We start from the raw sequence: 24,486 nt of genomic DNA on the forward strand, positions 1-24,486 counted from the left end.
CGTCGTGCTTGTATGGGCGGAATAGCCGCAACGAAAGGGGAAGGAGGATGGCCGTAGTACCTAAGCGAGTTGCCGCGCGTCTTGTTGCAGGACTCAAGCGTTACCAGCCGATCCTGGCAGATGCCAAGAATCGCGATGTTGGCGAAGCGGACACGGTCACCATCATCAAGGACATGCTTGCCGATGTATTCGGGTACGACAAATACTCGGACGTCACTTCCGAGCACTCCATTCGCGGCACTTACTGCGATCTCGCGATAAAGATCGATGGCCGGCTGGAAACGTTGATCGAGGTGAAGGCCATCGGCCTCGACCTGAAGGACCAGCACGTTAAGCAGGCTATCGATTACGCGGCCAACCAAGGTGTCGATTGGGTGCTGCTGACCAATGGTTTAGTATGGCGCGTCTATCACCTGATCTTTGCAAAGCCGATTGATCAGGAGCTGGTCCTGGAGATCGATTTTTGCGCGCTCAACTCCCGTGCCTCTAGTGATCTTGAGCTGCTCTACCTATGGTGCAAGGAGGGCTGGCAGCGATCTGTGTTGGGTGAGTACCACACGCAAAGGCAGGCGCTGTCACGCTTCTACCTTGGTGCGATGCTTCAGACAGATCCAGTGCTCAGCGTTATCCGTCGCGAACTGCGCCGCATGTCTCCTGATGTTCGTATTGACTCCGACGAGATCAAAGACGTTCTAGTCAACGAGGTGCTTAAGCGCGAAGTGCTGGAAGGGGACAAGGCAGATGAGGCGCGAAAGAAGGTTGCGAAATCCGCGGCCAAGGCACTTCGCGCCAAGTCTGAAAAAGCACCGAGTTAGGCGGGCTTCGTCCACCAACCTCCAATGCGATGCGGATGGGTTCTATGAAGTGTTTGATTGCATTGCTGCTGGTGATCTTTGCAGTCTCGCAGCTCGCCGACGCCACTGCCCAGATGCCGGACAAGCTGCTGCTCGATGGGGAAGAGGTGCCGCTGCACACCAATCCCCTTCAGTCTTATCTATATGCACATCGCGACGAGGTTCCGAAGTTCCGCCCCATGACGACCGCCAACTGGCGTGGCTACGTGGCGACCTTCGCTATTCGGGATGGTTACCTCATCGTGGACAAGGTCGAAGTCCGGATGCAGGAGGACGGTGCGAAGCGGGGGATGGACGCCGAGCGAAAGGAGTACCGCCTTGAGCCCCCGATGGAGGACATCGTCACCCAGGTCTTCAACGGCCGCGATGACGTTCCTGCCACGTGGTACACCGGCGCGCTGGTGATTCCGCGGGGTGAAGTCATCGACTACGTACACATGGGTTACGGCTCCACGTCCGAGCGGTACACCCTGCTACGGGTGCGGGAGGGGCGTGTCATCGAGCGGTTGGATATGGGTGCTGATGACTTCACCGCGTACCGCAGGAAGCGGTTCGATGCGTTCAAGGCAACGCCCGCGTATGCGGTCATGCTCGCGGATGTCACGTCGGGCGAATACCCGATGGAGCCGGCCGACGCAGAGGAATTCCTCTATCAGTACAAGGCCGAGTACTACCTGTCACGCGGCCTCGACTAGTAGCGAGACAGCGCTGGACTGGCGTTTCATCCATTCCGAGGTTCCGGCCTCTCCGATGAGGTTCAGAAGGCGAGATTCCAGACCTCGTGGATGAGCTTCGAAGTCCCCGAGGCGTCCCAAAGGTGATCAGGAGATCCCCACGAGGTCTTTGGAATGATGTCCCGCGGTCTCAGTTGGACTCAAGAGGTCATTGTCGTCGGCTGTGCCGCAGGAGAAGGGTGCTGCCTTAACTTGAGCACTGCATTAGTAAGCGTCGTTGCTCGCATAATTTGTTCCGGTATGCTCTCGTCTGGGGCTGCTCGATACGGTGAACGCTGCCGTCCGAGTAGGTGTTTATCTTTGGGGGGTTTATGACTCGTATCAACCGAACCGCGCTCGCTGTCGCGAGCGCGATGGCTCTTTACACGTCTGCTTCAACCTTGGTTTTTGCGCAATCGACTTGCGATCTGACGCCAGCTGCGGGGACGCCAAGTACAGCGACAGGTAGCAACGCGCTGGCGTGTGGCAATGGCAACACTGCAAACGGCAACGATGCGATCGCCATTGGCGGCGACAACACGGTAAATACGAACCTGGGTACGGCCATAGGGCGCGCGAATCTGGTCGATGGACAGTTAGCCACCGTCTTCGGGTTTTCCAACTACGTGGGCGGTACGTACAGTTTTGCGGTCGGGAACTTGAACAACGTGACGTCGAGTTATAGCACCGTGTTCGGTTCTGGCAATGAGGTAAGCAGCGCCAGCAGCCCTTATGGCAGCGAGGTTTACGGAAGCGACAATACGGTCACCGAACCTTCAGACGTGTACGGAAGCAATAACACCGTGGCTGGCGGCTTCGTGGTGGGCAACGGCAACATGGTAAATATCTCCAGCGGAGCCGCTTTCGGAAATTTCAATAGTGTTAGCGGCGAAGACTCGGCGGCCGTCGGACACTACAACATCGTGACCGGCGACTACAGCATGGGCGTTGGTATACATACCAATGTCAGTGCGAACTACAGCATGGCGTTGGGCGCGGGTTCTTCCAATGATCGGGAAAACACGATTTCCGTGGGAGCCGTCGGTGCGGAACGCCAGATAACCAACGTGGCAATGGCTACTCAGGACTACGACGCCGTCAATCTTTCGCAGATGTATCCGTTGATGGGTGCGTTCGGCGGTGGTGCAAGCTTTCTGGGTGGGAATTTCACTGCTCCGACCTATGTGGTGCAAGGCCTTAATTTTCACGATGTCGGCTCGGCTTTTGGCTCTGTCGACCAGCAAATAACGGGGTTGAAAGCTTCGATCGCCAACATCGGTTCGACTGGGCCAGCGGGCCCAGCGGGCCCAGCGGGTCCCATGGGTCCAGCCGGCCCAGCCGGTCCTGAGGGACCTGCCGGTCCTCAAGGACCAGCAGGGAGTGCCGGCCCCGACGGGGTGTCGTACGACGACGCCAGCGGTGACCAACTCACACTGGCCGGCGCCGAGGGGACGCGAGTTTCCAACGTCGCTGCTGGCACTGCTGCGACCGATGCAGTGAACCTGGAACAGCTTCAGAGTGGTGACGCATCAACGTTGGCATCGGCTAACACCTATACCAACAGTAGGTCCGCGGCCACGCTGAGCAGCGCGAACGCTTACACCGACACCCGCTTCACTGCGATGGAGACCGGGTTCGATCAGCTTCGCGATGATGTCTGGCAGCGTCTTGGCGAAACCGATGAGCGCATCAATCGCCAAGGTGCGATGAGTGCGGCGATGATGCAGATGGGCATGAACGCGGCGGGCAGCCGCAGCCCTCGGGGACGGATCGCAATCGGTGCCGGTTTCCAACATGGTGAGCAGGCGTTGTCGGTCGGTTACGCCAAGGCTATTGGTGATCGCGCGTCGTTCAGTATCGGCGCGGCATTTAGCGATTCCGAACAATCCTCTGGCATCGGCTTCGGCTTGGACTTGTAAGCGTGGTTGCGTAAGCATCTCTGCATAGTCCAAACGGCCGGCATCGATATTTATCGGTGCCGGCCGGTGCAGGTTTTATCCGCGCACGCCATCGCTGTGGCTGTATGCATCCGGGGGTAGCGCATCTGTCCCGGCGTAGACCGGCTTACCAATCGGCGGACGTCCGCTCCCCCGACCCGCCCGCGTTGACCTGAACCATCCGTCCCCGCAACGGCTGGGCCCAATGAAGCAACAGGTTCACTACGTCGAAACCGCCGACCACGTCCAGCTGGCCTGGGCGGAAACCGGCCGCGGGCCGCCGCTGGTCAAGGCGGCCACCTGGCTGACCCATCTGCAGTACGACAGCGAGAGCCCGGTCTGGGCCCACTGGGTGCGCTTCCTCGGCGGGCACTACCGCTACATCCGCTTTGATGAGCGCGGCTGCGGGATGTCGGACTGGAATGCCGGCGACCTGACGCTGCCGCGCTGGGTGGAGGACCTGGAGGCGGTGGTCGACGCGGCCGGCATCGATCGCCCGTTCGCGCTGCTCGGCATCAGCCAGGGCGCGGCGACGGCGATCCGCTATGCGGTGCGGCACCCGCGGCGCGTGTCGCACCTGGTCCTGTATGGCGGCTACGCGGTCGGCGGACTGCGCAGCGATGACCCGGAGCGTGCGGCGATGTTCCGGGCGGTGATGGAGGTGGTCGGCCTGGGCTGGGGCAGCGACAACCCGGCGTTCCGCCGCCTGTTCGCCGAGCGCTTCGTGCCGGAGGGCACGGCCGAGCAACTCGCGCGGTTCAACGAAGCTGTGCCGGCAGACCACCTCGCCGGCCAACGCGGTGGCGCTGCTACAGGCGCGGGGAGATGTCGATGTCAGCGACCTGCTCGAGCAGGTGCGGGTGCCGGTTGATTTTGGGGCCTGCGTTCGCTCCCAAGTGGCATTACGTCTCTCCCGGAACGCGCACGGGTTGTCACCTTTTTCACCGTTCATCCACCTAGGCCAACGGCAGCTGAAGGGGAGGACATGGCGCTGGCAAAAAGGTCGCTATATTCCGGGAACCCCCAGACGAAGGAGAATTGCAAATGTTCCTGACCAAGCAACAACTGAGGCCGGCGCGTGCGCTCGGCGTGGCGCTCGTCGCTGCCGTGGGTTTTGCCGGTTGCGCCACCTACGATGACGAGTTTGCAGGCATCAACTCGCGCCTCGACCAACTCGACACGCGGGTGCAGGGCGCGGCCCAGAGTGCCGAATCCGCCAACCAGTCCGCACAGCAGGCCAACCAGCGGCTCGATCAGATCGAAGGCCGCGTCCAGCGGCTCGAAACGGCACCGGGCCGAAACCCGCGCGGTTAGTCGTATTGCGCAGGTTTCGTCGCACCGCTTGAAGCCTGGAGCCCGGCGGCCTTGTGGTCACCGGGCTTCCTTTGTCACTCCATCCAATTCCAAAGGAGTCGTCTCATTCGCACGTGCATACACCCCGCGATGAAGGTCGCCCACGGCGCGCTGGCGTTGGCGCTGGCGTTCGCGAGCTTCAACGTGGCCGCTGCCGAGGATGCCGCCGCGCAACCTGTGACCGCCGTCGACGAGCTTCCGCGAGGCCAGGAAGTGTCCGACACGGTGATCGAGCTCGCGGGCTGGGTCGTCGCATCCGGGGATAGCCAAGGCTATCCGTTCGCGATCATGGACAAGGCGGCTGCACAGATCCTGGTGTTCGGCGGCGACGGCCGACTCCGCGGCACCGCACCCGGGCTCTTCGGCTCGGCGGTCGGCGATCACTCCGCTCCCGGCGTCGCCGGTCTCGCGCTACGCGAAATTCCGGGCCGGGATCGCACAACGCCTGCGGGTCGGTTCGTAGGTGGTTTCGGCCCGTCAATCGATGCCGGGCGGGTGCTGTGGGTGGACTACGATTCCGCGGTTTCCATCCACCCTACCGCTACCGGCGTCCCGGCTGAGAGGCGCGCCGAGCGCCTTGCATCGCCTACACCCGACGACAACCGCATCAGTCATGGCTGCATCAACGTCTCGCCCGGGTTCTACAAGCAGATCCTGAGTCCGACGTTCGAGCGGGGCGGGGTGTTCTACATCCTGCCGGACGAGGCGCCGATGGCCGAGGTGTTCCCGGAGTTCGCGCAAGGTCATGCGGATTCGAAATAGTCGCTCTATACGCTTCCTGAGGCTGTTTTAGGGGCCAAGACCTCTCCGACGAGGTCCAATGCTCGTCAATGAGGTTCCCGACCTCAAGACCGGGGCGCCGGACTTCCTACCGGATGTCCGGGCCAAGCCAACCGACCGCCCCGCCGCCCCCGCCACGTTGGCTAGGACGAGCCGTTTTCACAGCGATCGCGGGGCAGATGAAGCAGCAGGTGCATTACGTACGGACCGGCGACGGCGTCCAGCTGGCGTGGGCCGAAACCGGTCGCGGGCCGCCGCTGGTCAAGGCCGCCACCTGGCTGACCCATCTGCAGTACGACAGCGAGAGCCCGGTCTGGGCCCACTGGGTGCGCTTCCTCGGCGGGCACTACCGCTACATCCGCTATGACGAGCGCGGCTGCGGGATGTCGGACTGGAATGCCGGCGACCTGACGCTGCCGCGCTGGGTGGAGGACCTGGAGGCGGTGGTCGACGCGGCCGGCATCGATCGCCCGTTCGCGCTGCTCGGCATCAGCCAGGGCGCGGCCACGGCGATCCGCTATGCGGTGCGGCATCCGCGGCGGGTCTCGCATCTGGTCCTGTATGGCGGCTACGCGGTCGGCGGGCTGCGCAGCGACGACCCGCGGCGCGCGGCGCTGTTCCGCGCGGTGATGGAGGTGGTCGGGCTGGGCTGGGGCAGCGACAACCCGGCGTTCCGTCGCCTGTTCGCCGAGCGTTTCGCGCCCGAGGGCACGGCCGAGCAGTTGGACTGGTTCAACGACCTGTGCCGGCGCACCACGTCGGCAGTGAACGCGCCGCTGTTGCTGCAGGCGCGGGGCAATGTCGATGTGCGCGACCAGTTGGAACAGGTCCGCGTGCCGACCCTGGTGCTGCATGCCAACCGCGACCAGATCGCGCCGCTGTCGCAGGGCCGGCTGCTGGCCAGTCGCATCCCGGGTGCGCGCTTCGTCCAACTGGAATCCTGCAACCACGTGCTGCTGGAACACGAGCCGGCGTGGCGCGACTTCCAGGACGAGGTGCTGGCCTTCACCGGCGTGGTGCGGCCCGAGGCGCGCGCGGATCCGGCGCGCGAGGCGGTGCTGACCATGCGCGAGCGCGAGGTGCTGGCGCTGCTGTGCGACGGTCGCAGCAATGCGCAGATCGGCTGGGAACTGGGCATCGCCGAGAAGACCGTGCGCAACCATGTCTCGGGTGTTTACCGGAAGCTCGGCGTACGCAGCCGCGCGGAGGCGATCGTGCGCGTGGTCGGTCGGCGCGGCGGGCCGGGCTGACGCGCGGCGCGGCCCGGCCCGGCGAAAGACCCAGCGGCACCCGGGACATTTGTCCCGATCGGGGCAGGAACGGGCGCAACGGCCGGGACAAGGTTCCCATCGCCGCGCCGGGCGACGCGGCGCAGGCTGAATCCAACGTCCCCCACGACCGCGGGAGTTCCCCATGTTCCGTGCCTTTGCATTCGTCTACGGCACCGCCTGCTACGCGGTGTTCCTGCTGGTCTTCCTGTATGCGATCGGTTTCGTGTCCGGGGTGGGCGTGCCCAAGCACGTCGACAACGGCGTGGCCACGACGCTGCCACTGGCACTGGTGATCAACCTGGCGCTGCTGTCGCTGTTCGCCGTGCAGCACAGCGGCATGGCGCGGCCGGCGTTCAAACGGTGGTGGACGCGCATCGTGCCGGCGTCGCTGGAGCGCAGCACCTTCGTGCTCGCCGCCAACGTCGTGCTGGTGCTGTTGTACTGGCAATGGCGGCCGATGCCGATGCCGGTGTGGGACGTCGAAGTCGAAGCCGCGCGCTGGCTGCTGTACGGGTTGGCGGCGCTGGGCTGGGTGATGGTGCTGGCCAGCACGTTCCTGATCGACCACTTCGACCTGTTCGGCCTGCGCCAGTCGTGGCGCGCCGCGCTCGGCCGCGGGCCGAGGCCGTCGGCGCCGTTCGTGACCCGCGCGCTGTACCGCATCGTGCGCCACCCGATCATGTTCGGGTTCCTGATCGCGTTCTGGGCCACGCCGACGATGACGCTGGGGCATTTGCTGTTCGCTGGCGTGACTACCGGCTACATCCTGGTGGCGGTGAAGTATCTGGAGGAGCGCGACCTGGTCGCCCAGTTCGGTGACACCTATCGCGATTACCAGCGTCGCGTGCCGATGCTGCTGCCGTGGCGGCGTCCGTCCCGCAAGACCGGAGAAGCGGCTCCGGTGTCCGCGCACCACGGCGCGGGATAGTCCTACAGACGTTCCTGGTCAGCCTGCAGGAAGAACCGCACCATCTCCGCCGAGGCATCCGGCCCCGAAGGATCCGTGTAGGTGCCGCGCTTGCTGCCACCGCTCCAGGCGTGGCCCGCACCATGCACGGTCCAGTACTCCACCCGCGGTTGGCCTGCGGTGCCGACGAACACCTCCTGCTTGTAGGCCCGCCCCCCCGGGGCGACGCCCGCGTGTGTGCTGGATTGCGTCGTGCCCGCGGTGGCATCGCGGACGATCGCTTGGCCGTTGCCGGGCGCGACGGTGTGGTCGGCGTCGCCGTGGAACACGATGGTCGACACTGCGGGGGTGTCGCCGCGTCCGCTGGAGTTTGCGGCGTTGCGCTGCGCACCCGTCGACATCGCGGTGAAGGCGGAACCCATGTCATGGGCGGCGCCGAAGGGCAGGCCGGAATGTGCGCCGACCGCCGCGAAGACATCGGGGTAGGTCTCGCCCAGGATCACCGCCATCGCCGCGCCCGCGGACAGGCCGGCGACGAAGACACGCTGGGGGTCGACACGGTAATCAGCGGCCACCTCACCGACGATGCCGGCGATCATAGCCGGCTCACCACGGCCACGCGCCTGGTCGTCGGTGCGGAACCAGTTCCAGCACTTCGAGCCATTCGCCCGCGCGGTCCGTGCCGGGTACGCCACCAGGAAGCCGAGTCCTTTGGACGTGCGAGCCCGGCACGCGCCAACGCGTGGTCGATGGTGGCGCGCACGTTTGCACCGGACCCGCCTTGCTGGGTGAGCCCCGCTGCATTCAATGCGCGTCGATGGTGTCAGCGATGTGCGAAGAGCGGGACGTGCCATCCGCTGGCGCGGTGTCGACATGCGGCGCGCGGGGGCGGGCGCGCCCAAGCAGCTTTTTCAAGGAGGTTCACGGGGTCAGAGCCTGTCGATTCATACGCCGCGGTAGGACGGCAGGCGGTCATGCCAGCGAGGCCCGCCTAAATGCCGCGTTCACCCGCCCAGAGGGGCGAGAATATGAAGTTCATTGGTTTGTGGATCGCTCGCCCCCAATACGGGGACTTACACGACTCACTGACGCAGGAGCGGTTTTATGACCAACGAATGGAACTCGCTCCCACGGTTCTTCGCACGGAAGTTCGGGCTTCTTGTCGTGGCGCTTGTGCTCGCTGCATGCAGCAGCCCGTCCTTGGCATCCGACCCGACCCGCATCCTCTTCGTCGGCAACAGCCTGATATACACCGGTAATCTCCCCGCCGTCCTCGATGCACTCGGTGATGTCAACGGCCACCCGATCCACAGCGAGATGCTGGTCCAGGGAGGCGCGACGCTGAGTCATCGCGTGGAAGACGGTTCCGTCAACGCTGTGCTGGCGAACGAGCCGTACGACTACGTAGTACTGCAGGAACGCGGCGGTGATCTGCTCTGCATGGATATCGCATGCGAAACCCCTCGTATCTCGAAGGTGGCACTGCAGTCCCTGGCCACTACGGCACGCAAGCATGGGGCGACGCCACTTTATCTGGGCACCTATCAGGGGTTGCCTTCGGCGTCCGAGGCGTTGCTCAAAGCAGAAGCGGAGGCCGCAGCGGCGGCATCGGTACGGTTGATCGCGGTCTCGGCGCTCCACGCACAGGCCGTCGCATCGCACCCGGACCTGCCTTGGCATGACCCGGACGGCATGCACCCCGGCCCGCAGCTCCAGCTACTTGAGGCGGTGCTGCTGTACCGCGAGCTGTTCGGTGAATATCCAGATGCAGCCGGCTTGAAGGTCACCGCGCCGATGTACACGCCACGGGCGAAATTCTTCCCGCCACTACTGGCCAGCGAGAAGGTCACCGTGAATGGTGATATGGCCAGCGGCCATGAATTTTCGAGCGAAGCGGTAGCCATTGCGTTGAAGCTGGCGAAGGGCACCATGTAAAAGAGTGGCCCGGAGCTTCGGGCAGGCCCATTGGCGTCATGGGCGGGGCGCCACGTCGCCCGCGCGTTCGGCGATGGGGCGGACCTCCCGCACCAGCGTGACCAGCGTCTTGCCCGGTTCTTCAATCATGACTTCATGGGCCGACTGTTCGAACCAGACCAGCTGTTTCCGTGGTGCCTTCACCGTCTCGAACCATTCCGCGGCCAGCGCGGAGGACACGTTGTGGTCATGACGCCCCAGGAACAGGAACAGCGGGGTATCGATCTCGCGCACCGCCGTCATGTCCCGCGTAAGCACGTCGGCCAGCAAGTGCTGCATTGAGAAGTCGTTGCCTTTCCACATTCCGGCTACGTCAAGGTCGGAGTACTCCGGCGACAGTTTCACCGCCGCGGCTTCGGCATCGCCGCCCCTGCGGTTGTGAACCATGCCGCCGTAGTGGTTCAGCCATTTGCGCTGTTTGAACAGGCTGTCGAGCGGAACCGGATCGTCGCCCTGCGCATAGGGGGCGAGCGCTTCGAGTTCGGCCACGGCCTGAGCGTTGCCGTCCCGTTGCGCTTGCCGCAATGTCCAGGCCCAACCGCGACGTTCGCTTTCGGGCGCATTCGTGATCTGGCCGATGCCGATGTAGGCGTGCAGCCACTCGGGCCTGCGTTGCGCCAGCTCGAGTCCCAGATAGCTGCCCCACGAGTGGCCGAGCACGAAGATCCTGTCCTTGCCGAACTCCGTGCGCAGCCACGCGACCATTTCCTCGGCGTCGGCGACCATGCGCTCACGCGTCATGGTCGGCGCCACGGCGGCCGGATCATTGGCGACGTAGGTCTTCCCGGCGCCGCGCTGGTCCCACTGGACGACGGTGAAGTACTCCTCCCAGCCCCGCTGGAAGTACCAGCTGGTCGGCATCGCCACCCATCCCGGCCCACCGTGCAGCATCAGCAGCACGGGGTTGCGACGGTCGCTGCCACGAATCGATACCCACTGGTCGATGCCGCCGATCCGCACCGCTTCCAGCCGCTCGACGCCGTTGTCGGCCACCACTTTGCGCAAGTCCGCGATGATGCGGACCGCCTCCGCGCGATCGTGCGGTCCCGGCGTTTCGGAAGCCGGTGCGGGCATGCTCAGGCCCGCGAGGGCGATGGACAGGATTGCGGAAATCAGCGCTTTCATCAGGATCCATAACGCTCAAGTGCGATGCAGCTTGGGAGGATAACCGGACCCCGCGATGCGTTGTTCCAGTGCAGGCACGGCAGGTGTAGGCATTACCGATTCGGGACCGTGGGCGAGCCATAATCCGGCACGCCATAAATGGATCGCCCATGGAAATCGGAATCGACGCCATCTCCCTGCTGATGGCGCTGGTGCTGACGGTCAAGCTGCTGGCGGATCCGGGCAATCCGTTGACGGCGTGGGTGATGGAGGCGTCGCGCGTTTGAAAGACGCCCGCCGCCGCACCAATGGCCCCCGCCACCCGGGCCTTTCGGCACCCTGCATCCGCGCCATTCATTAGGCATCATCGGGTGGTCCCGGGAGCCCCGCTCCCACCCAACCCGGAGCCTTCATGCGCCGCACCCTCGTCGTATCCGCCCTGTCGCTGGCCTTGCTGGCCGCATGCTCGAACCCCGCACCGACCAACTCGTCCGCCGCCGCGCCTGATGCCACCGCCGCGCAGGCGGGCGCCACCAGCGAGGACGCGCGCATCAATGCGTGGTTCGAGCAAAAGTACGAGGAGCAACTGCAGTTCAGCCCGGTCCAAATGACCTTCCTCGGCCGCAAGGACCGCTACTCCGAGCTCGACGACATGTCGCGCGAGGCGGAGCAGAAGCGGCTCGCCTGGAAGGTCGCCGCGCTCGGGGAGATGAAGTCGACGTTCGACTACGCCGCGCTCGGCGACGACGCCAAGCTGTCGTGGGACCTGTTCGAGTACCAGACAAAAGCGGCGCAGGCGGCCGACCGGTTCGCCGACCACGGTTATCCGTTCGAGCAGATGGGCGGCATGCAGTCGCAGCTGCCGACCTTCCTGATCAGCTTCCACAAGGTCGAGGAGGAGTCCGACTACACCGCCTACGTGTCGCGCCTGCGCGAGGTGCCGCGTGCGTTCGGCCAGTTGATGGACCAGGTGAAGCACTCCGCCGAACTCGGCATCCGGCCGCCGCGCTTCGCCCATGAGGGCGTGATCGAGCAGGCCGGCAAGGTCATCACCGGCGCGCCGTTCACCGATGGCGAGGACAGCGCGCTGTGGGCCGATGCGCAGGCCAAGGCCGATGCGCTGGTGGAGGCCGGCAAGATCGACGCCGCCCGCGCGCAGGAGCTGAAGGACTCCGCCCGCGCGGCGCTGGTGGAGGCGGTGCAGCCGGCCTACGCCGACGTCATCGCCTGGTACAAGGCCGACCTGCCGAACGCGGACGTCAATCCGTCCGGCGTCGGCACCACCCACCCCGACGGCGCCGCCTACTACGCCGAGCGCCTGCGTGCGGCGACCACCACCGACCTGACCCCGGACCAGGTGCACCAGATCGGCCTGGACGAGGTCGCGCGCATCCGCGGCGAGATGGTGGCACTGAAGGACAAGGTCGGTTTCGAAGGCGACCTGAAGGCGTTCTTCAAGTTCGTCGATACCGACCCGCAGTTCAAATACCCCAACACCGACGCCGGCCGCCAGGGCTACATCGACGACGCCACCAAGGCGATCGACACGATCAAGAAGCAGCTGCCGAACTACTTCGGCCTGCTGCCGAAGGCGGACCTGGTGGTCAAGCGGGTCGAGCCGTTCCGCGAGGTCGACGGCGCCGCGCAGCACTACTACCCGAGCACGCCGGACGGCTCGCGCCCGGGCGTGTACTACGCGCATCTGTCGGACATGAACTCGATGCCGAAGACCACGCTGGAGGTCATCGCGTACCACGAGGGCCTGCCGGGCCACCACATGCAGATCGCGATCGCCCAGGAGCTGGAAGGCGTGCCGGAGTTCCGCAAGCAGGCCGGCTTCAACGCCTACCAGGAAGGCTGGGGCCTGTACGCCGAAGCGCTGGCCAAGGAGATGCCGGGCACCTACACCGACCCGTACTCCGAGTACGGCCGCCTGACCTCCGAGATGTGGCGCGCGATCCGGCTGGTGGTCGACACCGGCATGCATGCCAAGGGCTGGACCCAGGAGCAGGCCGTCGAGTACTTCTCCGAGAACAGCTCGATCCCGCTGGCGACGATCGAGGCCGAAGTGCAGCGCTACATCACCTGGCCGGGCCAGGCGACCAGCTACAAGATCGGCATGATCAAGATCCAGGAGCTGCGCGCGAAGGCCGAGAAGGAACTGGGTGACGGCTTCGACATCCGTGGCTTCCATGACGCCGTGCTCGGTGGTGGTGCGCTGCCGCTGACCTTGCTGGAGCGCAAGGTCGACCAGTGGATCGAGGACGAGAAGAAGGCCTGACGCCTGCTTAATCCAGCGGTTTCAACAGGGCCCGGGCTTATCCCCCGGGCCCTGCTGTTAACAGGGTCGCGGGATCGCGCGGATCGACGAGATAGTCGTCGTACCAGATGTGTGGAAGGCGGTCGGCCTCGGCCAACCATTCGGAAACGAGCGGGTGGGCCAGCAGCAATCGCATCCAGGCTTCGGTCCGCGGCCACGCCAAGGTGTCGAGCGAATGCCTGGCCAACCGGACCACGGTCGGGGCGTGCATGAAATCGGCCAGCGAAATGTCGCCGAACAGATAGGCATCGCCGTAACGGTCCAGTGTCGCCTCGTAGCACTGGAACAGGCGGTTGCAATCATCCTGTTCCGCATCGGTGAGTGGACGCTTGAGGGGATAGAAGGCGCTCTCGAACGAGATCCGGTGGCACAGCGACGACAGGCCGGCGTGCTGCCAGGCGATGAGGGAGCGGGCGTGGGCGCGTGCCTCGATGTCGCGCGGCAGCAGCCTTCCGTCGCACGAGTCGTTGGCGAACTCCATGATTGCGTTGGAGTCGTAGATCACCGTGCGACCGGTATCGAGCACCGGCACCGCGGCCGGTGGCGAGAACTCGCCGATCACCGCGAGGTTGCGGAAGCGTTGCGGCCGGCGGATGTCGACCAGTTCTTCGTCGAAGTCGTAGCCCGACGCCTTGAGTGCGAGCCACGCGCGCATCGCCCAACTGGATGCATTCCGGGTGCCGACATACAGCCTTGGACGTGACATGATCCCTCCGTGCTAGCTATCAAAAACATAGCGTACTATCAAAACAATAGCGGAGGTGTGCGAATGGTCAGGATTCCTGTTCCGGGAACTCCGGTACGTGGGTCGAAAAGTGGCAGTCCGATCATGGCCCTGTTCGACCTGCTCGGTCGGCGATGGGCCATGGGGGTGGTGTGGACGCTCAGCGAGCAGGGCCCCTGCACGTTCCGCGAGCTCGAAGCCGCCTGCGAAACGATCTCGCCTGCCGTGTTGAATACGCGGCTCAAGGAGCTGCGCGCCGCCGGCCTGGTCGTGAAGCAGGAAGATGGCTACGCCGTCTCGAAGCTGGGCCGGGAAATCCACACCCACCTGCTTCCACTTTCGGCCACGGCCAGGAGGTGGGCCACATGGGTAAGGCGCAACGCCGATCCGGGCGAGGCTTGAAGAACGGCCGCGTTTGCTTCAGTCAGGACGCCCCTCTTGACGGCCGGGCACAGAGGTATACGCTGTATACATGAGCGCCCGAGGCCGAATTCTCACCTGTGCCATCGCGGAACTGGACCGCGTCGGGATGGAGCAGTTCAGCCTCCGCGCGGTGGCCGTCGCCGCGGGCGTGACACCGATGGCCGTCTACCGGCATTTCAAAGGGCGCGACGAGCTGCTGGCTGCGGTAGGTGAGCAGGCGTTTGAATCGTGGAAAAGGCGGGTCGATGCGATCACCGAGCCCGACCCGGTGGCGTGGCTGCGCAGGAGCGGGCGAGCCTATGCGGAATTCCACCTCGAAGAGCCGGCGTCCTTCGATGCCTGTTTCGTGCTGCGCACCCGCGTCGAGCGCCTCTATCCGGAAGACTTCGTAGCCAACCGCTCGCCCGTCATCAGCCTGATCGCCTCACGCATCAGGGAGGCGCAGGAGCAGGCGTGGCTCGCCCCGAGGGACTCGATTGAACGGGCGATGTTCATCTGGGCCCAGGTCCATGGGCTCGTCATGTTGCATCGCTCCAAGCGCTTCGCGATGGACGACGCCGCATTCCTGGACCTCTGCGACCGCGCCCTGGACCATTTCTTCGACGAGGCCCGCCCATGAATTTTCGACAACCCGAACGGGAGACTGCGTGATGCGACAAGTCCTGACACTCGGCCTGGCCCTGGCGGCGCTGTGCGCCAGCCCCGCGGCCATGTCCGCCGACCTGGTCATCACCGGAGCCAGGGTGTACCCGGCGCCGGGCTCCGCGCCGATAGACAACGCCGCAGTGCTGGTGCGCAACGACCGCATCGTGTCCGTGGGTCCTGCAGCGGCCATCGACGCCGGCGCCGATGCCACGGTGATCGATGCCGAAGGCGGCGTGGTGCTGGCGGGATTCTGGAACAGCCACGTGCACTTCACCGAGCCGAAGTGGGCGGGTGCGGCGGAACTGCCGGCGCCGCGCTTGGAGTCGCAGTTGCGCGAGATGCTGGTCCGCTACGGATTCACCTCGGTCGTCGACACCGGGTCGGATCCGCGCGACACCTTTCCGATGCGGACGCGGATCGAATCCGGCGAAATCGCCGGACCGCGAATCATCACGGCGATGTCGCCGCTGTTCCCGCCCGATGGCGTGCCGTATTACCTCCGCGATCTGCCGCCCGAACTGCTGTCGCGACTGTCGCAGCCGGCGTCGCCGGAAGAGGCCGCCGCCACTGTGCGCGCCAACCTGGCGGCTGGCGGGGACGTGGTGAAAGTGTTCACCGGAGCGTGGGTGCAGCAGGGCCGTCCGGCCAAGCCGATGCCGGTCGGGATCGCCAGCGCGGCGGTCGCGGAAGCGCATCGCCAAGACGTGCTGGTGTTCACCCACCCGTCGGACGTGGCGGGGCTGGAAGTGGCACTGGCGTCCGGGGTGGATGTGCTCGCCCATTCGGTCGAGGACCTGGACGGCTTCGACCACTCGCATCTGCAGCGGATGCGAGAGCAGGACATGGCGTTGGTGCCCACCCTCAAACTGTTCAGCGTCAATCCCGAACCCACTCTGGACGCCATTCTGAAAGAGGTCGGCGACTACCAGCAGTTGGGCGGCAGCATCTGGTTCGGTACCGATGTCGGGTTCATTGAAGACTACGATCCGGCGCTTGAATTTGAATTGCTGCAGCGCGCCGGACTGTCGTTCGACCAGATCCTCGCGGCGTTGACCACCTCGCCGGCGAGCCGGCTGCCGGGGGGCGAAGGGCGCGGCCAGGTCGAGGCAGGCATGATCGCCGACCTGGTGGTGCTCGACGGCGATCCCGCGCGCGATCCGAAGGCCTGGACGCGGCTGCGCTATGTCTTCCGCGATGGCGGCAAGATCTACGACGCCGCTCTCGAGACACACCCGGTGCAATAGCCGGTTGCGGCCGAGCGGGACCGGGTTGCAGCGCCGTCCGGCTGCGCAGCCGAGCGCCCTTCGCTTCCCGTGCACTCCCGCTGTGATGGGGTAGTCCCGTTCAGGCTCTCGGGAAAGGCACATGGCAGCGATATTCGACCGGACCCGCCTGCGGGCGATCCATCCTTTCCACGCGGTCTTGCTGGCCGGCGCTGCGCCGCTTTTTCTCGGCGCGCTATTGGCCGATTGCGCGTATCGCTCCAGCCATCAGATCCAGTGGAGCAACTTCGCTTCGTGGCTGATCGTCGGGGCGATGGTGCTGTGCGGAATCGTGCTGGTGTGCGCGATCGCCGGCCTGTTCCGCGCCGGGCGCCGGAGCAGGGGCGGGTGGCTGTATTTCCTGCTGGTCCTGGCGACGTTCGTGCTGGGTTTCATCAACGCGCTGGTCCACGGCCAGGACGCGTGGGCGATCATGCCCGAGGCGGTGGTGCTGTCTTCGATCACGACCCTGCTGGCATGCGCGGCGACGTGGCTGGGATTCTCCGGCTACCGCGTTGGAGGTGCGTCATGAACCGCTCCCACCCGCTTGCGCTGGTCGCCACGGTCGCCGGCCTGTCGCTGCTGCTGGCGTCGTGCGGCGACAAACCCGAGCCGTCGCAGTACGGGGCCGACCCGACCCTGCCGAAGCCGCAGCGCGGGTTGCTGCCGAGCATGGTCATCGCCAGCCCGGGCGAGTGGGGCGATCGCCGACCGGTGGTGCCCGAGGGCTACCGGATCACCGCGATCGCGACCGGCCTGAAGATCCCGCGGCAGACACTGGTGCTGCCCAACGGCGACATCCTGGTGGCCGAGGGCCGCGGCGGCAACGCGGCCAAACTGAAACCCAAGGACATCATCGCCGGACCGATCAAGGCCGCCGGCAACACCTCGGTCAAGGGTGGCAACCGCCTGAGCCTGCTGCGCGATGCCGACGGCGACGGCACCTACGAGCTGCAGTCGGTGTTCGCCGAAAACCTCAACGCGCCGTACGGGCTGGCGCTGATCGGCAACGCGCTGTATGTCGCCAACCAGGACGCGCTGGTGCGGTTCGACTACCGCGAGGGGCAGACTCAGGCCAGCGGCGCGCCGGTCAAGGTCGCCGACCTGCCGTCGGCGATCAACCACCACTGGACCAAGGCGATGACCGCCAGTCCGGACGGGCGGTTCCTGTACGTCGGCATCGGTTCCAACAGCAACATCACCGAGCGCGGCATGGACGCCGAGGTCGAGCGCGCGCAAGTGTGGCGCTTCGATCCCGCGACCGGCGCGCACAAGGTGTACGCGACCGGCCTGCGCAACCCCACCGCGCTGGCGATCCTGCCCGGCACCGACCAGCTGTGGGCGGTGGTCAACGAGCGCGACGAGCTCGGGCCGAACCTGGTGCCCGACTACCTGACCTCGGTGCGCGAGGGTGGCTTCTACGGCTGGCCGTACAGCTACTGGGGCCAGAACGTCGACCCGCGGGTGATGCCGCAGGACCCGGAGAAGGTCGCCTCGGCGATCAAGCCGGACTACGCGTTGGGTTCGCACGTTGCGGCGCTGGGGCTCGACTTCTCGATCCCGGCGATGGGCGGCGCGTTCGCCAACGGCGCGTTCGTCGGCGAGCACGGCAGCTGGAACCGCGCCGAACCGGTCGGCTACAAGGTCGTGTTCGTGCCGTTCCGCAACGGCCGGCCGGCGGGCGATCCGGTCGACTTCGTCAGTGGTTTCAACGTCGACGGCACCACCTATGGCCGACCGGTTGGCGTGACCGTCGACCCGCGCGGCGCGCTGATCGTCGCCGACGACCTGTCGAACACGATCTGGCGGGTGACTCCGGAGACGCCGGCAGCACCGCCACCCCCGGTGGACGCTGCGGCCCCCACCGGGGGCGAGGTTCCGCTCGACGAGGCGCCTCCCGCGACGTAGGCGCGGCAGCCTCGGGAGGTCTTCCGGCCGAGCGCGACGCCGGCGTGCGGCCCTGCGACCATTCCGCCGCTACCATTCGCCCTGTACACGGCACGGAGGCAGGGGGAACAGTGCGCAGATTGCGGGTGGCGGTGGTGGGGTACGGCACCGGCGGACAGGCCGTCGCCCTGATGCTGTCGCGTGATGGCCACGAGGTCGAGGTGTTCGAGCAGGCCGCGACGCTCGGCCCGGTCGGGGCCGGCTTCCTGCTGCAGCCGGTCGGGCAATTGGTGCTGTGGGAGCTGGGGTTGCTGGACACCCTGCGGCGGCACGGCGCCACGGTGTCGCGGCTGTACGGCGAAACTGCCGCCGGCCGCGCGGTGATGGACATGCGCTACCACGAGCTCGATCCCCGTCTGTCGGGGCTGGGCGTGCAGCGCGGCGCCTTGTTCTCGGTACTCGACTCGGCGTGGTGCGAAGGCCGCCAGTTGCACTGCGGCACGCGCATCGTCGCGGTCGATCACGAGGCGGGCGCGGTGACCGACGCGGCCGGTCGGCGCTACCAAGGCTTCGACTTGGTGGTCGTCGCCGACGGTGCGGCGTCTTCGCTGCGGACGCAGGTGGCCGCAGCCCGGCTCGACCGGCCGTACCCGTGGGGTGCGCAGTGGTGCCTAGTGCCGGCCGGCGACTGGCCGTGGGCCGACGAGTTGCAGCAACGCTACGTCGGCGCGCGGCGGATGATCGGAATGCTGCCGGTGGGCACCCGCCCGGATGATCCGACGCCGCGCCTGAGCTTTTTCTGGAGCCTGCCGGTGGCCGAACTGGCCGAAGCCGGCGTCGATGCGCCGGCTTGGCATGCGGCCATCGCCGCAGTGTGGCCCGACGCGCTGTCGCGGCTCCACGGCACGCCGGTGCCTGATGGCCTGGCGCAGGCCCGATACCGCGATACCGTGCATGCGCGCTGGCATCGCGGTCGCGCCGTGTTGCTCGGTGATGCGGCCCACGCGATGAGCCCGCAACTGGGGCAGGGCGTGAACATGGCGCTGCTCGACGCCCGCGCGTTGCGCGACGAGTTGCGCAGCGACAGCCCCGTCGAGGTGGCGCTGGACCGCTACGCACGCAGCCGTCGCGACCACATCGGCATCTATCATTTCTGGAGCCGCTGGCTGACGCCCCTGTTCCAGTCCGAACGCGATGGACTGGCACGGGTGCGGGACCGCGTGTTCCATCCGGCGTCGCGCCTGCCGGTCGGGCGTGGCCAGATGCTGCGCGTGCTTACCGGGACGCGCCGCGGATGGTTTGGCACTTTCGCATTGCCGACGGCGTTCCTGGAGTCGCTTGACGCATGCGGCCGGCCGGCGCCTGCGCATCTCCCGGAATCGGAGTCCGCCACCGCGAGCGCAATGGTGGGCGATACCGGGTCATCAGGAGTCGCGTCATGACGCCCGCTGTTGGAACATCCACCGATGCGGCGGTGCCGGTCTTCCGCCAGCTTGTTGACGCCGATTTCGTCGGACTGCCATCGAGCGTGCAGCATCTGCACCTGCGTTCGGGGACGATGGTGTATGCCGGTGAGGTGCAGGTGGAACGTGGACGCGGTGCGTTGTCGCGCCTGTGTGGCTGGGCCACGCGGCTGCCGCCGGCGGGCCACGGGCCAGTGGCGGTCGAGATCGTGTCGGACCCGGCGGTGGAACGCTGGACCCGGCACATCGGCGGCCACTCGATGCGCTCGCGCCTGTGGGCGTCCGACGGCCTGCTGTGCGAGCGGCTGGGCCTGGTGACGTTCGGCTTCCGCCTCGGTGTCGAACACGGCCGGCTGGTCTGGCGGGTGCGCCGCGTGCGCGCGCTGGGCGTGGCGCTGCCGGCGCGTGCCTTCGGCGCGGTCGTGGCTTGCGAATCGGAAGTGGATGGGCGCTACACCTTCGATGTCCGCGCCGCGTTGCCGTGGGTCGGCCTGCTGGTGCATTACCGGGGGTGGCTGCATGTCGAGCCGCTCTGACGGCGCGGTCATCGTCTTCGATGGCGTCTGCGTGTTGTGCAACGGCTGGGTGCGGTTCCTGCTGCGCTACGACCGCAAGGGGCGGTACCGGTTTGCGACGATGCAGTCGGCCTCCGGGCGCGAGCTGCTGTCGCGCCATGGACTCGATCCCGACGATCCTCTGTCGTTCCTGCTGGTCGACGAAGCGGGCGCCTGGACCGACACGGACGCGATCGGGCGGGTCCTGCACGGACTCGGCGGCGGCTGGCGCGTGGTGGCGAAACTGCTGCTTGCGGTGCCTCGCGCGTTGCGCGATCGCGGCTACCGGTTTACCGCGCGGAACCGCTATCGCTGGTTCGGGCGACGGGCGCAGTGCCGGGTTCCGGAGCCGGCGGAACTCGATCGCTTCCTCCAATAAGTTCGGCCACCGCCCGCCCGAATGCCGTGCCGGCTTGCGGCGCGGTGTCCAGGTAGAAATCCGGCTCGATCAGTTCGGCCTCCATCAGCAGCCAGCGGCCGTCGGCGTCGGGCACGGTGTCGATGCGGGCGTACAGCAGCGGCGCATCGATCGCGGCCAGCGTCTGCTCCGCCAGTGCGAGCGCGCCGGCGGGCGGCGTCGGCACCGGCGTGTAGATCCCGCCGTACTGCACCTGGATGCGGAACTCGCCGGCGACCGGCCGCTTGTTGACGGCGTGGCTGAAGCGGCCGCCGAAGAACAGCAGCGAGGTTTCGCCCTCGGTCTCGATGGTCGGCAGGTAGGGCTGGATCATTGCGGCGCCGACCGGGATGTCGTGCGTCACTTCGTCGAGTGCGTCGCCGCGACGCAGGCGGCGGGTCTTCCAGCCGCCGCCGGAGACGGTCGGCTTGACGATCAACTGTTCGGCGCCGGTGCTGGTAAACGCGGCTTCGATCCGGTCGGCCGTCACCCGCTGCGTCCACGCGGTCGGCGGTACCGCGATGCCGCGCTGCGCGAACCGGTCCAGGTAGCGCTTGTCCGCGTTCCACGCCAGCACCTCGGCCGGGTTGGCCAGCGCGATGCCGGCGACCTGCCAGCTCCGGCAAGCCTGCAGCCAGCGGTCGGGCACGTAGTGGTAACCCCACACGATCAGCGGCAGCACCAGCGGGAACCGTTCCAGTCTGCTGGCGTCGTCGACGTGGTCGGTCCACGGTGTCGGCACCGCGCGCACGCCGGCGCCGGCCAATGCGCGCTGCAGGCGCTCAAGGACGCCCGGCCACAGGGCCGCGAAGGTGGCATCGGACGGGTCGGGAGTGAGGATGGCGATCTCGGTCATCGGGATTCCAGTGCATGGGTTGGTTTGTGCCGATGGCCGATAATGCCGACCCGTCGATCATCCGGACAGCATCTATGGAACTTGGCATCGAAGTCATCGCCCTGCTGATGCTGGTGGCGTTCGTGGCGGGGGTGATCGACGCGATTGCCGGTGGCGGCGGGCTGCTGACGATCCCGGCGTTGATGGCGGCCGGGGTGCCGCCGGTCCACGCGATCGCCACCAACAAGTTGCAGAGCAGTTTCGGCACCGCCAGCGCGGTGATCGCGTTCGCGCGCAAGGGGCGGATCGATTTCCGGCGCTTCCGCAAGCCGGCGATCGGTGCCTTCCTCGGCTCGGCGGTCGGCGCGTGGGTGCTGCAACGGGTCGATCCCGCGTTCCTCGCCGGGCTGATCCCGGTGCTGCTGATGCTGATGGTGATCTATTTCACCGTTGCGCCGAAGGCCTCCGAGGAGGACCGGCACAGCCGGCTGGGGATCGGCGCGCTGGTCGGCATCGTTACCGCGATCGGTTTCTATGACGGTTTCTTCGGCCCCGGCGCCGGCTCGTTCCTGACCACCGCGCTGGTCGCGTTGTTCGGTCTGGGACTGGTATCGGCGACCGCGCACGCCAAGCTCCTCAACCTGGCCAGCAACATCGCCGCGCTGATCACGCTGGTAATCGGCGGCCAGGTGTTGTGGATGATCGGCCTGCTGATGGCGGTGGCGAGCATCGCCGGCGGCCAGGTCGGTGCGCACCTGACGCTGCGCATCGGCGGCAGGATGATCCGGCCACTGCTGGTGATCATGGCGCTGGCGTTGACCGTGAAGTTGCTGGCTGACCCGGCCAATCCGCTGACGGCGTTGTTGAACGCAGGCGGATAGATCGCCAGGCGCAGCCGCCGCGGTCGTGGCGGAGTATTCTGCAACCCACAACCGGCGCATCCGCGAGCACCGGGAAAGGCCCATGGGACAAGAATTCCTGATCCGTTTTTCCGATTGCGACAACAACGTGCTGCGGGCGCGGGTCATCGGCGTGCGCACGCTGTCGTCGACGGTCGGTTACTGGGAGGCGATCGCGGAAGAACTCGCCCGGCGGCGGCCATCCGGACTGTTGCTCATCGACGAGCTGGAGGGCGAGGAGCTGTCGGCGTCGGAATGGAAGGGGCTGGTGGCGCGGATGAAGGGCCACGGGCTGGAAGGGGTCCTCATCGCCCACGTCAAACCTTTTGCACTGGACCAGATCATGTACTGCGAGATTTCCGCGGTCGCCGCGGGGCTGCAGGCGCGCGTGTTCCGTGACGAGGCCGAGGGCATGGACTGGCTGGTGGGGAAGAAGTAACCGGGCCCACGGTGGCCTCCGCAACCTGCACAAAAAAAGGGGGCGCGAAGAGTTCGCGCCCCCTTTTTCGTTATTCCGCGTCCGTCAGAGCTGCGGTGTCGGTTCGTCGGTTGGATCGGTCGAATCGAGTTCGCTGTCGTCCTGGTCCATCGGGTCGGTTTCCGGCGCCAGGCTCGGATCCTGGTCGATCATCGGATCCTCGGTCGGGACACTCGCGTCACCCATGGTGGTGGTGGCGTCGTCAGTGGCGTACGGATCGGTCGTCGGATCGGTGATGCCTTCCTGCGCGGTGTCGTCGACCGGCTGTGTCGCTGCGGTGGTATCGGCCGGATAGGCGTCCGTGGCTGCGGTGTCGACGCTGTTGTCGCAGGCGGTGAGGGCCAGGCTGCCCAGCAGCGCGAGGGCCAGTGTCGAAAGCTTGAAACGTGTCATGGCGATGCTCCTGAAGTGGCGTGGGGGAGATGCGTCCGGTGCATCGGTGTTGCGTTTTTGCCACCCCGAGGCTGTCATGGCGGTTGTTAAAAACCGGCTAGGCGATCGTGAAATCCGCCTGTTCAGCGCTGCTGGCGTTCAGGTTGAAACCATCTGCTCGAACAACCGATCGATCGATCCCCCGGGGTCGACGCAACGGCCCATGTGGGTCGGCGAGGTCTGGATGATCGAGCTGCGCGTGGCGGTCAGCCAGTGGAAGCGCGCGCGACGCGGCAGGCGTGCGATCGGTCCGGCATCGGGGGCGCCGTCGCAGATCCGCACGATCGCCTGCAGGTGGCGCCGCACGGTGTCGATGTCGATCGCCGGATCGAGCGCGCGCAGGCGCGACTCGTCGACTTCGACGCGTGCCTGCAGGAACTGCCGCGACTCGCAGGACACGATCACCCCGGCATTGATGAACTCGCCGCGCTCCACCCTCGGCACCACCCGGATCAGCGCGTAGTCGTAGCTGTCAGCCGCGTGCATGCAGGGCCTCCTCGATGAAGCCACGGCGCTGCGCGTGGCGTTGCAACAGGAACTCGACGTAGGCCGCGCGCTGGGTGGCCGGGTCGGCCCACGCATCGGCATCGGCGAGCCAGCTGTCCGGTACGCGGGCGAGGATGGCCTGCAGCAGTTCGCGCGTGACCAATGGGGCAAGGCGCGCGTCGGCGGCTTCCAGTTCGTCGGCCAGCGGCAGCAACACGTGGTCGCGGATCATCGGGAAGCGGCTGTCGGCAGCATCGGCCGAGCCATCCCAGCCATGGTGGAAATACAGCGCCGCGCCGTGGTCGATCAGCCACAGCGCGCGGTGCCAGATCAGCAGGTTGGTGTTGCGGTAGGTGCGGTCGACGTTGCTGGTGAACGCGTCGAGCCAGACCACTGCGGAGGCGAGTGCGCTGTCGGGCTGCTCGGCGGCGGGATCGAAGTTGACCGAGCCGGGAAGGTAGTCGAGCCCGAGGTTGAGGCCGGCGCTGGCGCGGATGAGTTCCTGGATTTCCGGGTCGGGATCGGTGCGGGCGAGTTCCGGGTCCAGTTCGACCAGCACGATCTCCGGTACCGGCAGGCCGAGCGCGCGGGCGAGCTCGCCCACCACCATTTCGGCGACCAGTGCCCGCGCACCCTGGCCGGCGCCGCGGAACTTGAGCACGTACAGGCCGTCGTCGTCGGCCTCGACGACCGCCGGCATCGAGCCGCCCTCGCGCAGCGGGGTGACGTAGCGGGTGACGCGGACGGTGCGCAGCGGGGTCATCGGCGGGCCTGACGGTGTGTGCGGC

At 66.5% G+C, this 24,486-nt stretch carries 27 protein-coding genes; 20 read left to right on the top strand and 7 right to left on the bottom strand.

Annotated elements, in window-relative coordinates:
* Positions 1-47: 47 nt before the first annotated feature.
* The 8 genes from ACT9F5_RS10515 (at position 48) to mddA (ending at position 7,836) form a co-directional block, all read left to right on the top strand.
* Positions 48-815, top strand: a complete 768-nt coding sequence (locus ACT9F5_RS10515) for a hypothetical protein (RefSeq protein ID WP_445119903.1) — start codon at positions 48-50, stop codon at positions 813-815.
* A gap of 44 nt (positions 816-859) precedes the next feature.
* The gene (locus ACT9F5_RS10520; RefSeq protein ID WP_445119904.1) at positions 860-1,549 is read left to right on the top strand and encodes a hypothetical protein; all 690 of its coding nucleotides are present in this window, start codon (positions 860-862) and stop codon (positions 1,547-1,549) included.
* A gap of 350 nt (positions 1,550-1,899) precedes the next feature.
* Positions 1,900-3,486 carry a YadA-like family protein gene (locus tag ACT9F5_RS10525; protein WP_445119905.1) on the top strand — a complete coding sequence of 529 codons (1,587 nt, stop codon included), beginning with the start codon at positions 1,900-1,902 and terminating at the stop codon, positions 3,484-3,486.
* A 223-nt stretch (positions 3,487-3,709) separates the two neighbouring features.
* Positions 3,710-4,375, top strand: coding sequence for an alpha/beta fold hydrolase (locus tag ACT9F5_RS10530; protein ID WP_445119906.1), 666 nt, complete (start codon positions 3,710-3,712; stop codon positions 4,373-4,375).
* A gap of 173 nt (positions 4,376-4,548) precedes the next feature.
* Positions 4,549-4,818 carry a hypothetical protein gene (locus ACT9F5_RS10535; RefSeq protein ID WP_445119907.1) on the top strand — a complete coding sequence of 90 codons (270 nt, stop codon included), beginning with the start codon at positions 4,549-4,551 and terminating at the stop codon, positions 4,816-4,818.
* Positions 4,819-4,947: 129 nt separating this feature from the next.
* Positions 4,948-5,619: a hypothetical protein gene (locus ACT9F5_RS10540; RefSeq protein ID WP_445119908.1), complete on the top strand. Its 672-nt coding sequence runs from the start codon at positions 4,948-4,950 to the stop codon at positions 5,617-5,619.
* A gap of 197 nt (positions 5,620-5,816) precedes the next feature.
* Positions 5,817-6,887 carry an alpha/beta fold hydrolase gene (locus ACT9F5_RS10545; protein WP_445119909.1) on the top strand — a complete coding sequence of 357 codons (1,071 nt, stop codon included), beginning with the start codon at positions 5,817-5,819 and terminating at the stop codon, positions 6,885-6,887.
* 163 nt (positions 6,888-7,050) lie between these two features.
* Positions 7,051-7,836: a methanethiol S-methyltransferase gene (mddA, locus tag ACT9F5_RS10550; protein ID WP_445119910.1), complete on the top strand. Its 786-nt coding sequence runs from the start codon at positions 7,051-7,053 to the stop codon at positions 7,834-7,836.
* Positions 7,837-7,838: 2 nt separating this feature from the next.
* Here mddA and ACT9F5_RS10555 read toward each other — a convergent pair whose 3' ends face one another.
* Positions 7,839-8,690, bottom strand: coding sequence for an extracellular catalytic domain type 1 short-chain-length polyhydroxyalkanoate depolymerase (locus tag ACT9F5_RS10555; RefSeq protein WP_445119911.1), 852 nt, complete (start codon positions 8,688-8,690; stop codon positions 7,839-7,841).
* 229 nt (positions 8,691-8,919) lie between these two features.
* Here ACT9F5_RS10555 and ACT9F5_RS10560 point away from each other — a divergent pair, with 229 nt between their 5' ends.
* Positions 8,920-9,750 carry an SGNH/GDSL hydrolase family protein gene (locus tag ACT9F5_RS10560; RefSeq protein ID WP_445119912.1) on the top strand — a complete coding sequence of 277 codons (831 nt, stop codon included), beginning with the start codon at positions 8,920-8,922 and terminating at the stop codon, positions 9,748-9,750.
* Positions 9,751-9,786: 36 nt separating this feature from the next.
* Here ACT9F5_RS10560 and ACT9F5_RS10565 read toward each other — a convergent pair whose 3' ends face one another.
* On the bottom strand, positions 9,787-10,914 hold the full coding sequence (locus ACT9F5_RS10565) for an alpha/beta fold hydrolase (RefSeq protein WP_445119913.1): 1,128 nt from the start codon (positions 10,912-10,914) through the stop codon (positions 9,787-9,789).
* A gap of 391 nt (positions 10,915-11,305) precedes the next feature.
* Here ACT9F5_RS10565 and ACT9F5_RS10570 point away from each other — a divergent pair, with 391 nt between their 5' ends.
* On the top strand, positions 11,306-13,174 hold the full coding sequence (locus ACT9F5_RS10570) for a DUF885 family protein (RefSeq protein WP_445119914.1): 1,869 nt from the start codon (positions 11,306-11,308) through the stop codon (positions 13,172-13,174).
* A gap of 37 nt (positions 13,175-13,211) precedes the next feature.
* On the opposite strand, the gene ACT9F5_RS10575 is transcribed toward ACT9F5_RS10570, so the two are convergent.
* Entirely contained in the window at positions 13,212-13,919 is a 708-nt protein-coding gene (locus tag ACT9F5_RS10575) for a glutathione S-transferase N-terminal domain-containing protein (protein ID WP_445119915.1), read from the bottom strand.
* 123 nt (positions 13,920-14,042) lie between these two features.
* Here ACT9F5_RS10575 and ACT9F5_RS10580 point away from each other — a divergent pair, with 123 nt between their 5' ends.
* The 8 genes from ACT9F5_RS10580 (at position 14,043) to ACT9F5_RS10615 (ending at position 20,550) form a co-directional block, all read left to right on the top strand.
* Entirely contained in the window at positions 14,043-14,339 is a 297-nt protein-coding gene (locus ACT9F5_RS10580) for a winged helix-turn-helix transcriptional regulator (RefSeq protein WP_445119916.1), read from the top strand.
* Between the two features lie 70 nt (positions 14,340-14,409).
* Positions 14,410-14,979, top strand: coding sequence for a WHG domain-containing protein (locus ACT9F5_RS10585; RefSeq protein WP_445119917.1), 570 nt, complete (start codon positions 14,410-14,412; stop codon positions 14,977-14,979).
* A 31-nt stretch (positions 14,980-15,010) separates the two neighbouring features.
* Positions 15,011-16,249: an amidohydrolase family protein gene (locus ACT9F5_RS10590; protein ID WP_445119918.1), complete on the top strand. Its 1,239-nt coding sequence runs from the start codon at positions 15,011-15,013 to the stop codon at positions 16,247-16,249.
* Positions 16,250-16,370: 121 nt separating this feature from the next.
* Positions 16,371-16,799, top strand: a complete 429-nt coding sequence (locus tag ACT9F5_RS10595) for a DUF2231 domain-containing protein (protein WP_445119919.1) — start codon at positions 16,371-16,373, stop codon at positions 16,797-16,799.
* Entirely contained in the window at positions 16,796-18,175 is a 1,380-nt protein-coding gene (locus tag ACT9F5_RS10600; RefSeq protein ID WP_445119920.1) for a PQQ-dependent sugar dehydrogenase, read from the top strand. Before ACT9F5_RS10595 ends, ACT9F5_RS10600 begins: the two co-directional genes overlap by 4 nt.
* 110 nt (positions 18,176-18,285) lie before the next feature.
* Positions 18,286-19,596 (top strand): FAD-dependent monooxygenase, encoded by a 1,311-nt coding sequence (locus tag ACT9F5_RS10605; protein WP_445119921.1) that lies wholly within the window; start codon positions 18,286-18,288, stop codon positions 19,594-19,596.
* Positions 19,593-20,153, top strand: a complete 561-nt coding sequence (locus ACT9F5_RS10610) for a DUF4166 domain-containing protein (protein ID WP_445119922.1) — start codon at positions 19,593-19,595, stop codon at positions 20,151-20,153. The genes ACT9F5_RS10605 and ACT9F5_RS10610 overlap by 4 nt, the downstream gene beginning before the upstream one ends.
* The gene (locus ACT9F5_RS10615; RefSeq protein WP_445119923.1) at positions 20,137-20,550 is read left to right on the top strand and encodes a DCC1-like thiol-disulfide oxidoreductase family protein; all 414 of its coding nucleotides are present in this window, start codon (positions 20,137-20,139) and stop codon (positions 20,548-20,550) included. Before ACT9F5_RS10610 ends, ACT9F5_RS10615 begins: the two co-directional genes overlap by 17 nt.
* Here the strand turns inward: ACT9F5_RS10615 and ACT9F5_RS10620 are convergent.
* Positions 20,462-21,424, bottom strand: coding sequence for an ATP-grasp domain-containing protein (locus ACT9F5_RS10620; RefSeq protein WP_445119924.1), 963 nt, complete (start codon positions 21,422-21,424; stop codon positions 20,462-20,464). The genes ACT9F5_RS10615 and ACT9F5_RS10620 overlap by 89 nt on opposite strands.
* A gap of 74 nt (positions 21,425-21,498) precedes the next feature.
* On the opposite strand from ACT9F5_RS10620, the gene ACT9F5_RS10625 reads away from it, so the two are divergent.
* Positions 21,499-22,284, top strand: a complete 786-nt coding sequence (locus tag ACT9F5_RS10625; protein ID WP_445119925.1) for a TSUP family transporter — start codon at positions 21,499-21,501, stop codon at positions 22,282-22,284.
* Positions 22,285-22,366: 82 nt separating this feature from the next.
* Entirely contained in the window at positions 22,367-22,741 is a 375-nt protein-coding gene (locus ACT9F5_RS10630; RefSeq protein WP_445119926.1) for a hypothetical protein, read from the top strand.
* A gap of 84 nt (positions 22,742-22,825) precedes the next feature.
* Here ACT9F5_RS10630 and ACT9F5_RS10635 read toward each other — a convergent pair whose 3' ends face one another.
* From ACT9F5_RS10635 to ACT9F5_RS10645, 3 genes are all read right to left on the bottom strand, one after another.
* Positions 22,826-23,173: a hypothetical protein gene (locus ACT9F5_RS10635; RefSeq protein ID WP_445119927.1), complete on the bottom strand. Its 348-nt coding sequence runs from the start codon at positions 23,171-23,173 to the stop codon at positions 22,826-22,828.
* 138 nt (positions 23,174-23,311) lie between these two features.
* Complete coding sequence (locus ACT9F5_RS10640) at positions 23,312-23,698, bottom strand: DUF3037 domain-containing protein (protein ID WP_445119928.1); 387 nt, start codon at positions 23,696-23,698, stop codon at positions 23,312-23,314.
* Positions 23,685-24,452 (bottom strand): HipA family kinase, encoded by a 768-nt coding sequence (locus ACT9F5_RS10645; protein ID WP_445120106.1) that lies wholly within the window; start codon positions 24,450-24,452, stop codon positions 23,685-23,687. The genes ACT9F5_RS10640 and ACT9F5_RS10645 overlap by 14 nt, the downstream gene beginning before the upstream one ends.
* Between the last annotated feature and the right edge of the window lie 34 nt (positions 24,453-24,486).

The sequence above is a fragment of the Lysobacter sp. F6437 genome, assembly GCF_052547215.1.

What these genes read in the sequence shown, in the direction of transcription:
- ACT9F5_RS10600 (WP_445119920.1), top strand. Translation starts at nt 16,796, where the DNA reads ATGAACCGCTCCCACCCGCTTGCGCTGGTCGCCACGGTCGCCGGCCTG.
- ACT9F5_RS10590 (WP_445119918.1), top strand. Translation starts at nt 15,011, where the DNA reads ATGCGACAAGTCCTGACACTCGGCCTGGCCCTGGCGGCGCTGTGCGCC.
- ACT9F5_RS10620 (WP_445119924.1), bottom strand. Translation starts at nt 21,424, where the DNA reads ATGACCGAGATCGCCATCCTCACTCCCGACCCGTCCGATGCCACCTTC.
- ACT9F5_RS10565 (WP_445119913.1), bottom strand. Translation starts at nt 10,914, where the DNA reads ATGAAAGCGCTGATTTCCGCAATCCTGTCCATCGCCCTCGCGGGCCTG.
- ACT9F5_RS10520 (WP_445119904.1), top strand. Translation starts at nt 860, where the DNA reads ATGAAGTGTTTGATTGCATTGCTGCTGGTGATCTTTGCAGTCTCGCAG.
- ACT9F5_RS10635 (WP_445119927.1), bottom strand. Translation starts at nt 23,173, where the DNA reads ATGACACGTTTCAAGCTTTCGACACTGGCCCTCGCGCTGCTGGGCAGC.
- ACT9F5_RS10525 (WP_445119905.1), top strand. Translation starts at nt 1,900, where the DNA reads ATGACTCGTATCAACCGAACCGCGCTCGCTGTCGCGAGCGCGATGGCT.
- ACT9F5_RS10575 (WP_445119915.1), bottom strand. Translation starts at nt 13,919, where the DNA reads ATGTCACGTCCAAGGCTGTATGTCGGCACCCGGAATGCATCCAGTTGG.
- ACT9F5_RS10630 (WP_445119926.1), top strand. Translation starts at nt 22,367, where the DNA reads ATGGGACAAGAATTCCTGATCCGTTTTTCCGATTGCGACAACAACGTG.
- ACT9F5_RS10530 (WP_445119906.1), top strand. Translation starts at nt 3,710, where the DNA reads ATGAAGCAACAGGTTCACTACGTCGAAACCGCCGACCACGTCCAGCTG.
- ACT9F5_RS10640 (WP_445119928.1), bottom strand. Translation starts at nt 23,698, where the DNA reads ATGCACGCGGCTGACAGCTACGACTACGCGCTGATCCGGGTGGTGCCG.
- ACT9F5_RS10555 (WP_445119911.1), bottom strand. Translation starts at nt 8,690, where the DNA reads ATGTCGACACCGCGCCAGCGGATGGCACGTCCCGCTCTTCGCACATCG.
- mddA (WP_445119910.1), top strand. Translation starts at nt 7,051, where the DNA reads ATGTTCCGTGCCTTTGCATTCGTCTACGGCACCGCCTGCTACGCGGTG.
- ACT9F5_RS10535 (WP_445119907.1), top strand. Translation starts at nt 4,549, where the DNA reads ATGTTCCTGACCAAGCAACAACTGAGGCCGGCGCGTGCGCTCGGCGTG.
- ACT9F5_RS10560 (WP_445119912.1), top strand. Translation starts at nt 8,920, where the DNA reads ATGACCAACGAATGGAACTCGCTCCCACGGTTCTTCGCACGGAAGTTC.
- ACT9F5_RS10595 (WP_445119919.1), top strand. Translation starts at nt 16,371, where the DNA reads ATGGCAGCGATATTCGACCGGACCCGCCTGCGGGCGATCCATCCTTTC.
- ACT9F5_RS10585 (WP_445119917.1), top strand. Translation starts at nt 14,410, where the DNA reads ATGAGCGCCCGAGGCCGAATTCTCACCTGTGCCATCGCGGAACTGGAC.
- ACT9F5_RS10610 (WP_445119922.1), top strand. Translation starts at nt 19,593, where the DNA reads ATGACGCCCGCTGTTGGAACATCCACCGATGCGGCGGTGCCGGTCTTC.
- ACT9F5_RS10580 (WP_445119916.1), top strand. Translation starts at nt 14,043, where the DNA reads ATGGCCCTGTTCGACCTGCTCGGTCGGCGATGGGCCATGGGGGTGGTG.
- ACT9F5_RS10515 (WP_445119903.1), top strand. Translation starts at nt 48, where the DNA reads ATGGCCGTAGTACCTAAGCGAGTTGCCGCGCGTCTTGTTGCAGGACTC.
- ACT9F5_RS10615 (WP_445119923.1), top strand. Translation starts at nt 20,137, where the DNA reads ATGTCGAGCCGCTCTGACGGCGCGGTCATCGTCTTCGATGGCGTCTGC.
- ACT9F5_RS10625 (WP_445119925.1), top strand. Translation starts at nt 21,499, where the DNA reads ATGGAACTTGGCATCGAAGTCATCGCCCTGCTGATGCTGGTGGCGTTC.
- ACT9F5_RS10570 (WP_445119914.1), top strand. Translation starts at nt 11,306, where the DNA reads ATGCGCCGCACCCTCGTCGTATCCGCCCTGTCGCTGGCCTTGCTGGCC.
- ACT9F5_RS10545 (WP_445119909.1), top strand. Translation starts at nt 5,817, where the DNA reads ATGAAGCAGCAGGTGCATTACGTACGGACCGGCGACGGCGTCCAGCTG.
- ACT9F5_RS10540 (WP_445119908.1), top strand. Translation starts at nt 4,948, where the DNA reads ATGAAGGTCGCCCACGGCGCGCTGGCGTTGGCGCTGGCGTTCGCGAGC.